This is a genomic window from Streptomyces sp. NPDC048349 (genome assembly GCF_040651925.1).
GTDB lineage: Bacteria > Actinomycetota > Actinomycetes > Streptomycetales > Streptomycetaceae > Streptomyces.
Genome location: NZ_JBEZLA010000048.1, coordinates 23,328 through 35,108 on the forward strand (window position 1 = coordinate 23,328; position 11,781 = coordinate 35,108).

Consider the following 11,781-nt stretch of genomic DNA (forward strand, 5'->3'; position numbering starts at 1 on the left):
AGGCGCGCCATGGTCCCGAGCCGGGCTGGGTGGTACCCGCGGTGGCGTGCGCCGGCCGCCGTGGCCGCCGGTGCACTGCCGGCCCTCGCGTTCCCGGCGCCCGCGCTCTGGTGGTTCGCGTACGGGGCCCTCGTGCCCTGGATGCTGCTCCTGAGGTCGGCCCCCACCGGGCGCCGGGCCGCCCTGGAGGGCTGGCTCGGCGGCGCGGCCTTCATCGTGGCCGTCCACCACTGGCTGCTGCCGAGCCTGCACGTGTTCCTGGTGCCGCTGGCCGCGCTGCTGGGCCTGTTGTGGATCCCCTGGGCGCTGCTGGTGCGGGAGTTGCTGGGCGGGAGCCCCTCAGCGGGCCGGACGGCGGCCGCGCTGGCGGTCGTACCGGCGGGGTGGCTGCTGTCGGAGGTGGTCCGGTCCTGGCAGGGGCTGGGCGGCCCGTGGGGGCTCCTGGGGGCCAGCCAGTGGCAGGTGGCGCCCGCGCTGCGGCTGGCCTCGGTGGGCGGGGTGTGGCTGGTGAGCCTGTTGGTGGTGGCGGTGAACAGCGCGCTGGTGCTGCTGATCGCGGTTCCCCGGGCCCGGGTCCCGGCGATGGCCGGGGTGACGGGGTGCGCGGTGCTGACGGGGGTCGTGTGGCTCTGGGTGCCTGGCCCCCAGCCGTCGGGCGCGCTGCGGGTGGCCGTCGTACAGCCGGGACTGGTGCCGGACGGCCCGGACAGCGCGGAGCGGCGGTTCGCCGCCGGGGAGCGCCTGACCCGGGAACTGTCCGGGCAGGCGCCCGACCTGGTGGTGTGGGGCGAGAGCAGCGTCGGCGGGGACCTCACGGCCCGCCCGGACCTGGGCGGGCGGCTGGCCGCGTTGTCCGCGCAGGTCGGGGCCCCGGTCCTGGTGAACGTGGACGCACGTGGGGCCGACGGTCCCGGGATCCGCAAGAGCGCGGTGCTCGTCGGCCCGCAGGGCCTGACCGGCGAGCGGTACGACAAGATGCGGCTGGTCCCGTTCGGCGAGTACGTACCGGCCCGGGCGCTGCTCGGCTGGGCCACTTCGGTCGGCAAGGCGGCGGCCGAGGACCGCGTGCCGGGTGACACCCCGGTGGTGATGGACCTGCCCGGACGGCCGGACGGCCGGGCCGGGGTCCGCCTCGGCCCGCTGGTCTGCTTCGAGTCGGCCTTCCCCGACATGAGCCGGCACCTGACCCGCCAGGGGGCCGCGCTCCTCGTCGCCCAGTCGGCGACCTCCAGCTTCCAGGACAGCTGGGCCCCGGCCCAGCACGCCTCGCTGGCCGCGCTGCGGGCGGCCGAAACCGGCCGCCCCATGGTGCACGCCACCCTGACCGGCGTCAGCGTGGTGCACGGCCCCTCCGGGGAGCGCATCGGTCCCGCCTTGCCCACCTCCGCGAGCACGGCCCGGGTGTACGAGGTGCCGCTCGCCCGCGGGACGACCTTCTACGTCCGCCACGGGGACTGGCCGGTGGCCGCGGCCCTCGCCGCGCTGGCGGCATGCTGCGCGGTGGAGGGCCTGCGCTCGCTCAGGAGGCCTGCCCCAGAGCCGAGCTCACCACCCGCTCGCACAACTCGTGGGTGAGCAGCGCGTCGCGGGCGCTGAGCGGCTTGCCGGTCTCCACGGTCTCCAGGAAGGCGTCCACCACCTGCTCGATGCCGCGCTGGCGGGCGACCGGCACCCAGTCCCCGCGGCGCCGCAGGGTCGGCTGGCCCTTGTGGTCGATGACCTCCGCGAGGTTGACGACCTGCCGCTTCGTGTCCTGCCCGGACACCTCGAGGATCTCCTCGCTGGAACCGGAGAGCCGGTTCATGATGCCGAGCGCGGTGAAGCCGTCGCCGGACATCTGGAGCACCACCTGGTGCATCAGTCCCTCGCGCACCACGGCCCGGACGTCGATGTGGTCGGCCTCGCCCGGCAGCAGGAAGCGCAGGGTGTCGACGACGTGGATGAAGTCGTCCAGCACCAGCGTGCGGGGGTCCTCGGGCAGCCCGACGCGGTTCTTCTGCATGACGATCAGCTCGCGGGGGTGGTCGGCGCACTGCGCGTAGGCGGGCGCGTGGCGGCGGTTGAAGCCGACGGCGAGCGGGACCCCGCGCTCCTCGGCCAGTTCGACCAGCCGCGTCGAGTCCGCCAGCTCGTAGGCGAGCGGCTTGTCCACGTACGTCGGCACGCCGGCTTCCAGCAGCCGCGTGACGATCTCGGGGTGGGAGACGGTCGGGGCGTGCACGAACGCCGCGTCGAGCCCTTCGGCGAGCAGCGAGTCGAGATCGGAGTGCAGGCGCCCGGCCGGCACGTGGTGGATCGCGCCGACCCGCTCCAGCGTGGCCGGGGTGCGGGTCTGCAGGTGCAGCTCGACTTCCGGGCGGGTGGTGAGGACGGGCAGGTACGCCTTCTGCGCGATGTCGCCGAGTCCGATGCAGCCGACCTTCACCGGGAGCCTCCAGGTTCGTTGCTTGTGGGACGCCCGCAGCTTAATCCCTGGTGGCGGGGGGCCCGTTCGCTGAGGATGTCCGTCATGACGACCACGATTTCCGGATCCCACCGCGACGAGCCCTCCACCACCGCCGACGAGCGCGGCATGCTGGACGGCTGGCTCGACTACCACCGCGCCACGCTCGCCTGGAAGTGCGAGGGTCTCGCGGACGAGCAGCTGCGCCGCACGCCGCTCGCGCCCTCCGAGCTGAGCCTGATGGGCCTGGTGCGGCACATGGCCGAGGTGGAGCGCTACTGGTTCCGGGAGATCATGCTCGGCGAGGACCTGCCCGAGCTGTACTCCACGCGAGAAGACGTGGACGGGGACTTCCACTTCGGCGAGGAGGCCACCTGGGCCGAGGCGGAGCAGGTGTGGCAGACCGAGGTCGAACTGGCCCGCCAGGCCGCCGCGGGCCGTTCCCTGGACCTGACGTCGCGGCCCGACAGCCACCACCGCGGCGAGGTGTTCAGCCTGCGCTGGGTCTACACCCACATGATCGAGGAGTACGCCCGCCACAACGGTCACGCGGACCTGCTGCGCGAGCAGATCGACGGCGCGACCGGCGACTAGCCGTCACCCGTGCGGGGTGAATATGGGCTCCGGGTTTTCACAACGCGGTCCTCACGGAGCAGAGTTGCCCGGGTGCATCCAACCCGAACCACGACAAAGCTGCTGCTCGGAGTCGCCTGCGCCGTTTCGGCCGTCTCCGGTTGTGTGAACGTGAGCCCCGGCCCGGGCGCCGGGCGGCCGGCGGGGGCGCCCTCCGCCGGGCTGCCTCCGCACCACGAGCCGCGCGGCGGGCCGGGGGCCGCCCCCGTGGTCGTCCAGGCGCCCGCCCTGGAGGCGCTGAAGGCGGTCCCGGAGCAGCCGGCGCGGCCCGCGGCCCCCGGCCCGGCCCGCCGGTCCGCCGAGCGCGCCTCCCAGGGCGCCTCCGGCGGCCCCGTGAAGGCACCGCCGCCGGTGCCGGACATCCCGGAGCCGCGCACCCCCGACGGGGCCGCCTCCGGCCGTGAGGGCGGCGGCCGCCCGCACCACCCGCGGACCGGCGCCGCGGCGGAGCGGGAGCTGGTGAAGGAGCTGCCCGTACGGCCCGCCGACGTGTGCGCGCTGGGCCGCCGGCACGGCCGGTGGCACCCGGACAGTGCGGAGGCGCGTATCTGTGCGGGCGTCCAGGGGGACTGATCTCACGGGGACTGATCTCACGGAGACTGTTCGGGGAACGGCCGCGGCCCGCCGCCCGGTTCGGCGGCGAGCCGCCGCTCCAGCCGGGCGATGGCGTCCCGTACTCCGTTGCCGTACCCGTCGTCGGACAGCGCGCCGGTGGCGGCGCGGGCCCGCGCCAGGTGGACCCGGGCCGCTTCCGGCCGCTGGAGCTTCAGGTAGTCGGCGGCCAGGCTGAGGTGCAGGGACGGGTAGAACACCCGCATCGCCGGATGCTGCTCCCCCGGTGCGGGCGGCCCGTCCCGGAGCGCCTCGGCGGCCGTCAGGGCCCGCAGGTCCCAGGCCAGCTCGTCGGCGGGATCGTCCTGGGCGTCGGCCATGTAGTGGGCGAGCGTGCACCGGTGGAGGGAGTCGCCCTCCTCGCCGATCTCGGACCAGATCGCCCCGAGCCGGTTGCGGGCCTCCTCGCGGTCGCCGGCGTGCAGCAGGATGACCGCCTGGCCGATCCTGGTCATGACGGCGTCCTCCGACGCCTCCTGCTGCTCCGTCACCGCGGCCTCCGGCTCGTCCTGCCAGACCTGCTCCGGTCTGGTCGTCACGACGCTAACCGCAGGCACCTGCAATGGCGCCGAGGCGCGGTGTGCCGTCAGCCCAGGTCCGGGATCCGCCAGTCGATCGGCTCATGGCCCTGTGCGGCGACGGCCTCGTCGATCTGGGTGAAGGGCCGGGAGCCGAAGAACTTCTTGGCCGACAGCGGGGAGGGGTGGGCTCCCTTGACGATCACGTGCCGGTCCTGGTCGATGAGCGGGATCTTCTTCTGGGCGTAGGCGCCCCAGAGCACGAAGACGGCCGGGTCGGGGCGCTCGGACACCGCGCGGATCACCGCGTCGGTGAACTTCTCCCAGCCCTTGCCCTTGTGCGAGTTGGGCTCGGCCTCACGGACGGTGAGCACCGCGTTGAGCAGCAGGACGCCCTGGCGGGCCCACGGCATCAGGTACCCGTTGTCCGGGATCGGCAGGCCGAGCTCCTCCTTCATCTCCTTGTAGATGTTGCGGAGGGAGGGCGGGGTCTTGACCCCGGGCTGCACGGAGAAGCACAGGCCGTGGCCCTGGCCCGCGCCGTGGTAGGGGTCCTGGCCCAGGACCAGCACCTTCACACGGTCGAAGGGGGTGGCCTCCAGGGCCGCGAAGACCTGCTCGTGGGGCGGGTAGACCGGCCCGTTCGCCCTCTCCTTCTCGACGAACTCGGCGAGTTCCCTGAAGTAGGGCTGGTCCAGCTCCCCGCCGAGGACGGGGAGCCAGGACTCGGGCAGCATCTGGGTCACGGCGACAACCTCCGGTACAAGTTCGTGCAACTGCTCCAGAACCTACCGGGGGCCACTGACAACGCCTCGGCCGCCCGCCCCGCCGCAGCCGCTACCAGCTGGTCTTGCGGTAGAACTCCCACATCTGCATGACGGTCTGCGGGTCCAGCGCCCGCTCGGCGCCCGCGACGTCCTCGCGCGCGGCGACGTACAGCTTGCCCTGCCACAGGGGCAGCAGGCGGACGTCCTCGGCGAAGATCTGCTGGGCCCGCTCGAACTGCTGGACACCGGCCCCGCGGTCACCCTCGCGGCGGGTCTTGGGCAGCAGATCGGTCAGGATCTCGCCCGGCTCGTACGGGGTGCCGACCGCGTTCTCCTTGCCGACGAACGGCGCGATGAAGTTGTCGGGGTCCGGGAAGTCGGGGAACCAGCCTCGGCCGAAGACCGGGTACTCCTGGCCCTTGTAGCCCTCCTGGAAGGCCTTCCAGGGCTGGCTGCGCAGGGTGATCCTGAAGAGGCCGCTCTCGTCCAGCTGGCGCTTGATCTCGGTGAACTCCTCCGCGGTGGAGGAGCCGTACCGGTCGGTGGTGTACCAGAAGGTCAGGTCGACCTGCTGGTTGATCCCGGCGGCCTTGAGGATCTTCCGGGCCTTCTCGACGTCGGCGTGCCCGTACTTGTCGTAGAAGGGCGTCTTGTGGCCCACGACGCCCTTGGGGACCATCGAGTACAGCGGCTCGGCGGTGCCCTGGTAGACCTTGGAGACGAGCGAGCCGCGGTCGATGATCTGGGCGATGGCCTGGCGGACCGGGAGCTTGGCGACCGTCGGGTCCTTGGGGTTGAAGACCAGGTAGCGGATCTCGGCGCCGACGTTCTCGACGACCTGGACGCCCTGCCCGTGCGCGTCGGGGCTCTGCAGGTCCCTGATCTCCGGGGCCGACAGGCCTCGGTAGATCGCGTCGATCTCCTTGGATTTGAGGGAGGCGACCATCTTCGCGGAATCCGTGTAGTAGCGGATCGTCACGGCGTCGTTACGGCGGTTGGCGAAGCCCGTGTAGCTGCCGTTGCGGCCGAGGACGGCCTCGGCGCCCTCCTTGTACGAGTCGAGCACGTACGGGCCGGATCCGGTGACCTTGCCGTCCTCGCGCACCTTGTCGGCCGGGTAGTCCTTGGGCGCGACCAGCGAGGCGGCGGGCGAGCCGAGGACGAAGGGGAAGGTGGCGTCGGGGGTGTTCAGGTGGAAGACGACGGTCAGCGCGTCCGGGGTCTCGATCTTGTCGAGGGATCCGAAGAGGTCCTTGGGACCGACCTTGGAGCCGATGGTCCGGATCCGGTCCAGGGAGTGCTTGACGGCCTTGGCGTCGAGCGGCTCCCCGTTGGAGAACTTCAGGCCCTTGCGCAGGGTGCACCGGTACGACTCGTTCTGCGCGTCCGTGAACTCGCAGCTCTGGGCCGCGTCCGGCTGGGGCTTGGTGGAGCCCGTGGGGAAGGCCAGCAGGGTCTGGTAGACGTTCCGGTACAGCTCCCAGGAGCCGTCCCATGCCGCTGCGGGGTCGAGGATGCTGGGCGCGCTCGTGGTGCCGACGACGATCGGCTTCGTGTCGGCGGCACTGTCGTCCGAAAGCAGGCCGCAACCGGCGAGCAGGGATATGGACGCAAGGGCCGCAGTGATCTGCAGGCATCTGGTCCGGTTGAACACGTGCACGCTCCTCGATCAGCCAGGGGTGCGGCAGACCCTACCGCAGTGCCCCACGAATCCAATGGGCAGGTTTCGTGGGGCACTTGACCGGTTCCGTGCACATTAGGTATGCATTTGGCGCCCTTTTGGCGGCATATGCGTCCGATTATCGGTCAGTGCACTCCGGCATTGAGGAACATTCCTCCGTCGACGACCAGAGTTTGCCCAGTGATCCATTCCGCTTGTGCAGATGTAAGAAATGCCGCCGCGCCCCCGATGTCCTGCGGCATGCCGAGCCGGCCGAGCGGATAGGCGGCCGAGGCCTCCTGCTCCCGGCCCTCGTAGAGCGCCTGCGCGAACTGGGTCTTGACCACCGCGGGCGCGATCGCGTTGACCCGGACCCCGGGCGCCATCTCGTGGGCGAGCTGGAGGGTGAGGTTGATCATGGCGGCCTTGCTCATCCCGTACGCGCCGATGAAGGGCGAGGCGGAGACCCCGGCGATCGAGGCGATGTTCACGATCGCCCCGCCGTTGTCCTTCTGCCAGGCGTGCCAGGTCCGCTGGGCGAAGCCGAGCGCCGAGACCACGTTGGTCTCGAAGACCTTGCGGGCGACCCCGAGGTCCAGGTCCGCGATCGGCCCGAAGACCGGGTTGGTCCCGGCGTTGTTGATCAAGAAGTCGACCCGTCCGAAGGCCTCCATGGTGCGCTCGACGGCGAGGGCCTGGTGGGCCTCGTCGTGCGCCTTGCCGGCCACCCCGATGACCCGGTCGGCGCCGAGCCGCTCCACGGCCTCCTTGAGGGCCTCCTCGTTGCGTCCGGTGATGCACAGCCGGTCGCCGCGGGCGACCAGCGCCTCGGCGATGCCGTAGCCGATGCCCCGGCTCGCCCCGGTGATCAGCGCGACCTTGCCGCTGTCGATGCCGTTGTACGTCGTCATGGCGTACGCCCTGCCTCTCGTGAGCTCGTCAGTTGAGCGGGCCGCCGGCCACGTACATGACCTGGCCGGAGACGAAGCCGGCGGCCTCGCCCGTGAAGAAGGCGATGGCGTTGGCGATGTCGTCCGGGCGGCCCACGCGCTGGACGGGGATCTGGGTGGCGGCCGCCGCCTGGAAGTCCTCGAAGCCCATGCCGACGCGGGCGGCCGTCTGGGCGGTCATCTCGGTGACGATGAAACCGGGGGCGACGGCGTTGGCGGTGACGCCGAACTTGCCGAGCTCGATGGCCAGGGTCTTGGTGAAGCCCTGCAGACCGGCCTTGGCGGCCGAGTAGTTGACCTGGCCGCGGTTGCCGAGCGCCGAGCTGCTGGAGAGGTTCACGATGCGGCCGAACTTGGCCTCCACCATGTACTTCTGACAGGCCTTCGACATCAGGAAGGCGCCGCGCAGGTGCACGTTCATGACCGTGTCCCAGTCGGTCTCGCTCATCTTGAAGAGCAGGTTGTCGCGCAGCACGCCCGCGTTGTTGACCAGGATGGTCGGGGCGCCGAGCTCGTTCGCCACGCGCGTCACCGCCGCCTCCACCTGCGCGCCGTCGGAGACGTCGCAACCGACCGCGAGGGCCCTTCCGCCGGCCGCCGTGATCGCCTCCACGGTGTCCTTGCAGGCCGCCTCGTCGAGATCGAGTACGGCGACGGCCCGGCCCTCGGCGGCCAGGCGTACGGCGGTGGCCGCGCCGATGCCCCGGGCCGCCCCGGTCACGATCGCGACGCGCTGCTCGGTGGTGGACATGCTGGATCTCCTCGCCCTTGAGAAGCGGCCGCCCAGAGATGAGCAACCGCTTAGTAGCTTCAGCTGAGGAGACGCTAGGAGTCCTGGCACTCGGTGTCAACGGGGGCCCCGGCCCGGCGTGCTACCGGACCAGCAGGTCCAGCAGCCGCTCCACCTCCGCGGCCGGGTCGGCCGTCAGGCCGGTGTGCACCGGCCCCGGCTGCACCACCGTGCTGCGCGGCGCGATCAGCCAGCGGAAGCGGCGCCCGGCGTCGTCACCGGCCGCCTGCCCCGCCGCGGCGCCGCCGCTGCACACGCCCTCGACCCCGCGCAGCGCCGCCCGCACCCCGGCCACATCGGCCTGCGGGTCCAGCGCGAGGAGCTTCGCCTCGTCGAGATGGGTGCGCGCGGCGACGTACGCGTGCGCCCGGCAGTAGACGATCACGCCCGCGTTGAAACACTCGCCGCGTTCCATCCGGGGCACCACGCGCACCAGCGCGTACTCGAACACGTCCCGCTTGGTCACTCGCCGTCGCTCTTCTTCTTGGTCTTGTGGGGCCATTCCGTCAGGTGGTCGGTGAGCCAGCCCGGCGGCTTCTGGGGGGCCTTCACCTCGGCCTCCATCGAGATCCTCTCGTGGATCGTGGCCGCGCGCGGCAGCAGCGCCTCCACATAGGCGCGGCGCAGCGCGTCGGTGGAGCCGAAGCCGGGCTCGTCCACGAGCCATTCGTCGGGCACGTCGGCCGCGACCTCGGTGAGCAGCTCCTCGGTGACCAGGGGCGCGAGGGCGGCCGCGGCGGCGGCGATGTCCGGTCCCGCGGGGGCCAGGACGTGGTCGGAGGCGTTGTACGGCTTGGCGGCGGCGGCCTGGGCGGTGGGCCAGTTGTGGTGCCAGATCATGGTGGCGCCGTGGTCGATGAGCCACAGGTCCCCGTGCCAGACCAGCATGTTGGGGTTGCGCCAGGACCGGTCGACGTTGTTGATCAGGGCGTCGAACCAGACCACGCGCCCCGCCTCGACCGGGTCGACCTGGTAGGCGAGCGGGTCGAAGCCGATCGACCCGGGCAGGTAGTCCATGCCGAGGTTGAGCCCGCCGCTGGCCTTGAGCAGCTCCTGGACCTCCTGGTCGGGCTCGCCGAGCCCGATGACGGGGTCGAGCTGCATCTGCACCAGCCGCGGGACCCGCAGGCCCAGCCGCTGGGCCAGGCGGCCGCAGATGACCTCGGCCACCAGGGTCTTGCGGCCCTGGCCGGCGCCGGTGAATTTCATGACGTAGGTCCCGAGGTCGTCGGCCTCGACGATCCCCGGGAGCGAGCCGCCCTCACGCAGGGGCGTGACGTAACGGGTCGCGATCACTTCGGACAGCATCCGCCCAGGTTACGGGGGTCAGGGCGCGGGAGCCCACTGCTCGAGCAGCGCTCCGGCGGTCGTGATGGTCGCCACCAGCGCGAGGGAGTTGCGGATCACCTCGGCGGTGCAGGAGGCGGGCACCCCGGCGATGGCGTCGGCCGGGACCACGACCTGGTAGCCGAGGTTCACGGCGTCGAAGACGGTGTTCGGGATGGCGATGTTGGAGGAGACCCCCGTGACGACGAGGGTGCGGACGCCGAGGTTGCGCAGCAGGGCGTCCAGATCGGTTCCGGCCATCGGGGACAGACCGTGCAGGCGGCGGACCACCAGGTCCTGCTCGGCCACGGCGAGGGGGGCGGCGAGCCGGACCGCCTCGGTCCCGGAGATCTGGCGCACGGGCAGCTTCCCGGCGGCGCGGAACAGCCGGGCGTTGGTGTTGGCCCCGCGCCCGTCCGGCCGCCGCTCGGCGACGGCGTGCAGCACCTGCACTCCGGCCCCGCGCGCGGCCTCGGCCAGCGCCGCCACCCGCTCCAGCATGCCGGAGTCCCGGGCCTCCTTCGCGAGCTCGGGCAGCGCGCTCTCCTCGCCGACGACGCCGTTCTGGCACTCGACGGTGAGCAGCGCGGTGGTGGCGGGATCGAGATCCGGCATGGCTCCCCCTGGCGTATCGGCCGACGAGCCCGCATGATTCCTGACACACAGTCAGATGTGAAGGGGTGCGGACGGATGGACGAGACGGGCCCGGCAAGGGCGCAGCGGCGGGGTCGCCGGATCATGATGAGCGACGGGGAGGTGGACGCCTTCCTCCGCGAGCAGCGCACCTGCCGCGTGGCCACGGTCTCCCCTGACGGCCGCCCGCACGTGGGCGCCCTGTGGTTCGCCTGGGACGGCAGCTCGCTGTGGCTGTACTCGATCACGCGCAGCCGGCGCTGGTCCGACCTGCGCAAGGATCCGCGGATGTCGGTGGTCGTGGACTGCGGAGAGGCCTACGACGAACTGCGCGGCGTGGAGCTGTCCGGCAGCGCGGTCTTCGTGGGCGAGGCCCCGCGCACCGGTGAACCCTGCCCGGAACTGGCGGAGGCCGAGCGGATCTTCCCCGTCAAGAACTTCGGCATCGAGGAGATGCCGCACGACGGACGGCACGCGTGGATCCGCCTGACCCCGGAGTCGATCGTCTCCTGGGACTTCCGCAAGCTCTAGACGGTCCGCAGACCGATGCCGGCCTGCTTCAGCGCCTCGACCGCGGCGCGGATGGAGGGCCGCCGGTCGGCGTCCGCACGCCAGACGGCGTAGACGTGCCGGCGCACGGAGTCGCAGACGGGCAGCAGCCGCACCCCGTCCGGCACCGGGCCGCGGCCCAGCTTCGGCGCCACGCACACCCCGAGCCCGGCCTCGACGAAGGCCAGCTGGGTGTGGTGCTCCTCGGCGATGTGGGCGATGCGCGGCTCGATTCCCGTGCCGCGGAGGGTGAAGACCAGCCATTCGTGGCAGAACTGGCCCTCGTTCCAGGAGATCCAGTCGTCGTCGGCGAACTCGGCGAGGGAGATCTGCGTACGGTCGGCCAGCCGGTGGCCGGCCGGGACCGCGATGTCGACGGAGTCGTCGAGCAGGTGGGTCCGGGTGAGTTCGGCGGGCACCGGCATCCGCTTGTTGTGCCAGTCGATCGCCAGCGCCAGGTCGAGGTCCCCGCGCACGACGGCGGCCATGCTCTCCTCGGGCTCCTGCTCGCGCACCCTCACCCGCAGGTCGGGGTGGCCCTCGCGGAGGGCGGACAGGGCCCGCGGCAGCAGACCGCGCATGGCGGTCGGGAAGGCCCCGATGCGCAGCTCGCCGACCGCGCAGCCGCGCTGGGCCTCCACGTCGGCCTGGGCGAGCTCCACCTGGGAGATGATCCGGGCGGCGTGATCGGCGAGCAGCCGGCCGGCGTCGGTGAGCCGGACCCCGCGCCCGTTCTTGGTCAGCAGGGGCTGGCCGACCTCGCGTTCGAGCTTGGCCATCTGCTGGGAGACCGCGGAGGTGGTGACGTGGAGGCCGTCGGCCGCGCCGCTGACCGAGCCGTGGCGGGCGAGGGCGTCGAGGGTGCGCAGGCGCTCCAGGTTCAACATGTAAGCAATGCTA

Annotated in this window: 14 protein-coding genes; 4 read left to right on the forward strand and 10 right to left on the reverse strand. The window is 72.1% G+C overall.

Annotated elements, in window-relative coordinates; genetic code table 11:
- Positions 1-9 precede the first annotated feature (9 nt).
- Entirely contained in the window at positions 10-1,575 is a 1,566-nt protein-coding gene (gene lnt / locus AB0D44_RS24360) for an apolipoprotein N-acyltransferase (protein WP_362594630.1), read from the forward strand.
- Here the strand turns inward: lnt and AB0D44_RS24365 are convergent.
- Positions 1,520-2,425, reverse strand: a complete 906-nt coding sequence (locus AB0D44_RS24365; RefSeq protein WP_362594632.1) for a Gfo/Idh/MocA family oxidoreductase — start codon at positions 2,423-2,425, stop codon at positions 1,520-1,522. The genes lnt and AB0D44_RS24365 overlap by 56 nt on opposite strands.
- Positions 2,426-2,509: 84 nt before the next feature.
- Here AB0D44_RS24365 and AB0D44_RS24370 point away from each other — a divergent pair, with 84 nt between their 5' ends.
- Complete coding sequence (locus AB0D44_RS24370) at positions 2,510-3,037, forward strand: DinB family protein (RefSeq protein ID WP_362594634.1); 528 nt, start codon at positions 2,510-2,512, stop codon at positions 3,035-3,037.
- Between the two features lie 72 nt (positions 3,038-3,109).
- The gene (locus AB0D44_RS24375) at positions 3,110-3,649 is read left to right on the forward strand and encodes a hypothetical protein (protein WP_362594636.1); all 540 of its coding nucleotides are present in this window, start codon (positions 3,110-3,112) and stop codon (positions 3,647-3,649) included.
- Between the two features lie 17 nt (positions 3,650-3,666).
- Here AB0D44_RS24375 and AB0D44_RS24380 read toward each other — a convergent pair whose 3' ends face one another.
- The 8 genes from AB0D44_RS24380 to AB0D44_RS24415 form a co-directional block, all read right to left on the reverse strand.
- On the reverse strand, positions 3,667-4,179 hold the full coding sequence (locus AB0D44_RS24380) for a hypothetical protein (RefSeq protein ID WP_362594698.1): 513 nt from the start codon (positions 4,177-4,179) through the stop codon (positions 3,667-3,669).
- 95 nt (positions 4,180-4,274) lie between these two features.
- Positions 4,275-4,943 (reverse strand): uracil-DNA glycosylase, encoded by a 669-nt coding sequence (locus AB0D44_RS24385; RefSeq protein WP_362594700.1) that lies wholly within the window; start codon positions 4,941-4,943, stop codon positions 4,275-4,277.
- 100 nt (positions 4,944-5,043) lie between these two features.
- Complete coding sequence (locus AB0D44_RS24390; protein WP_362594638.1) at positions 5,044-6,627, reverse strand: ABC transporter substrate-binding protein; 1,584 nt, start codon at positions 6,625-6,627, stop codon at positions 5,044-5,046.
- Between the two features lie 152 nt (positions 6,628-6,779).
- Positions 6,780-7,544, reverse strand: a complete 765-nt coding sequence (locus AB0D44_RS24395) for an SDR family oxidoreductase (protein WP_362594640.1) — start codon at positions 7,542-7,544, stop codon at positions 6,780-6,782.
- Positions 7,545-7,572: 28 nt separating this feature from the next.
- The gene (fabG, locus tag AB0D44_RS24400) at positions 7,573-8,334 is read right to left on the reverse strand and encodes a 3-oxoacyl-ACP reductase FabG (protein WP_362594642.1); all 762 of its coding nucleotides are present in this window, start codon (positions 8,332-8,334) and stop codon (positions 7,573-7,575) included.
- Between the two features lie 121 nt (positions 8,335-8,455).
- Positions 8,456-8,839, reverse strand: a complete 384-nt coding sequence (locus tag AB0D44_RS24405; protein WP_362594644.1) for a DUF3037 domain-containing protein — start codon at positions 8,837-8,839, stop codon at positions 8,456-8,458.
- Complete coding sequence (locus tag AB0D44_RS24410; protein WP_362594646.1) at positions 8,836-9,681, reverse strand: HipA family kinase; 846 nt, start codon at positions 9,679-9,681, stop codon at positions 8,836-8,838. Before AB0D44_RS24410 ends, AB0D44_RS24405 begins: the two co-directional genes overlap by 4 nt.
- An 18-nt stretch (positions 9,682-9,699) precedes the next feature.
- On the reverse strand, positions 9,700-10,314 hold the full coding sequence (locus tag AB0D44_RS24415; protein WP_362594648.1) for a cysteine hydrolase: 615 nt from the start codon (positions 10,312-10,314) through the stop codon (positions 9,700-9,702).
- Between the two features lie 75 nt (positions 10,315-10,389).
- Here AB0D44_RS24415 and AB0D44_RS24420 point away from each other — a divergent pair, with 75 nt between their 5' ends.
- Positions 10,390-10,863, forward strand: a complete 474-nt coding sequence (locus AB0D44_RS24420; RefSeq protein WP_362594650.1) for a pyridoxamine 5'-phosphate oxidase family protein — start codon at positions 10,390-10,392, stop codon at positions 10,861-10,863.
- On the opposite strand, the gene AB0D44_RS24425 is transcribed toward AB0D44_RS24420, so the two are convergent.
- Complete coding sequence (locus AB0D44_RS24425; RefSeq protein WP_362594652.1) at positions 10,860-11,768, reverse strand: LysR substrate-binding domain-containing protein; 909 nt, start codon at positions 11,766-11,768, stop codon at positions 10,860-10,862. The two genes, AB0D44_RS24420 and AB0D44_RS24425, sit on opposite strands and share 4 nt — an antisense overlap.
- Between the last annotated feature and the right edge of the window lie 13 nt (positions 11,769-11,781).

Excerpts from the sequence above, each read along its gene's own strand:
- lnt (WP_362594630.1), top strand. The coding sequence starts at position 10 with ATGGTCCCGAGCCGGGCTGGGTGGTACCCGCGGTGGCGTGCGCCGGCC.
- AB0D44_RS24370 (WP_362594634.1), top strand. The coding sequence starts at position 2,510 with ATGACGACCACGATTTCCGGATCCCACCGCGACGAGCCCTCCACCACC.
- AB0D44_RS24385 (WP_362594700.1), bottom strand. The coding sequence starts at position 4,943 with ATGCTGCCCGAGTCCTGGCTCCCCGTCCTCGGCGGGGAGCTGGACCAG.
- AB0D44_RS24395 (WP_362594640.1), bottom strand. The coding sequence starts at position 7,544 with ATGACGACGTACAACGGCATCGACAGCGGCAAGGTCGCGCTGATCACC.
- fabG (WP_362594642.1), bottom strand. The coding sequence starts at position 8,334 with ATGTCCACCACCGAGCAGCGCGTCGCGATCGTGACCGGGGCGGCCCGG.
- AB0D44_RS24410 (WP_362594646.1), bottom strand. The coding sequence starts at position 9,681 with ATGCTGTCCGAAGTGATCGCGACCCGTTACGTCACGCCCCTGCGTGAG.
- AB0D44_RS24415 (WP_362594648.1), bottom strand. The coding sequence starts at position 10,314 with ATGCCGGATCTCGATCCCGCCACCACCGCGCTGCTCACCGTCGAGTGC.
- AB0D44_RS24420 (WP_362594650.1), top strand. The coding sequence starts at position 10,390 with ATGGACGAGACGGGCCCGGCAAGGGCGCAGCGGCGGGGTCGCCGGATC.
- AB0D44_RS24425 (WP_362594652.1), bottom strand. The coding sequence starts at position 11,768 with ATGTTGAACCTGGAGCGCCTGCGCACCCTCGACGCCCTCGCCCGCCAC.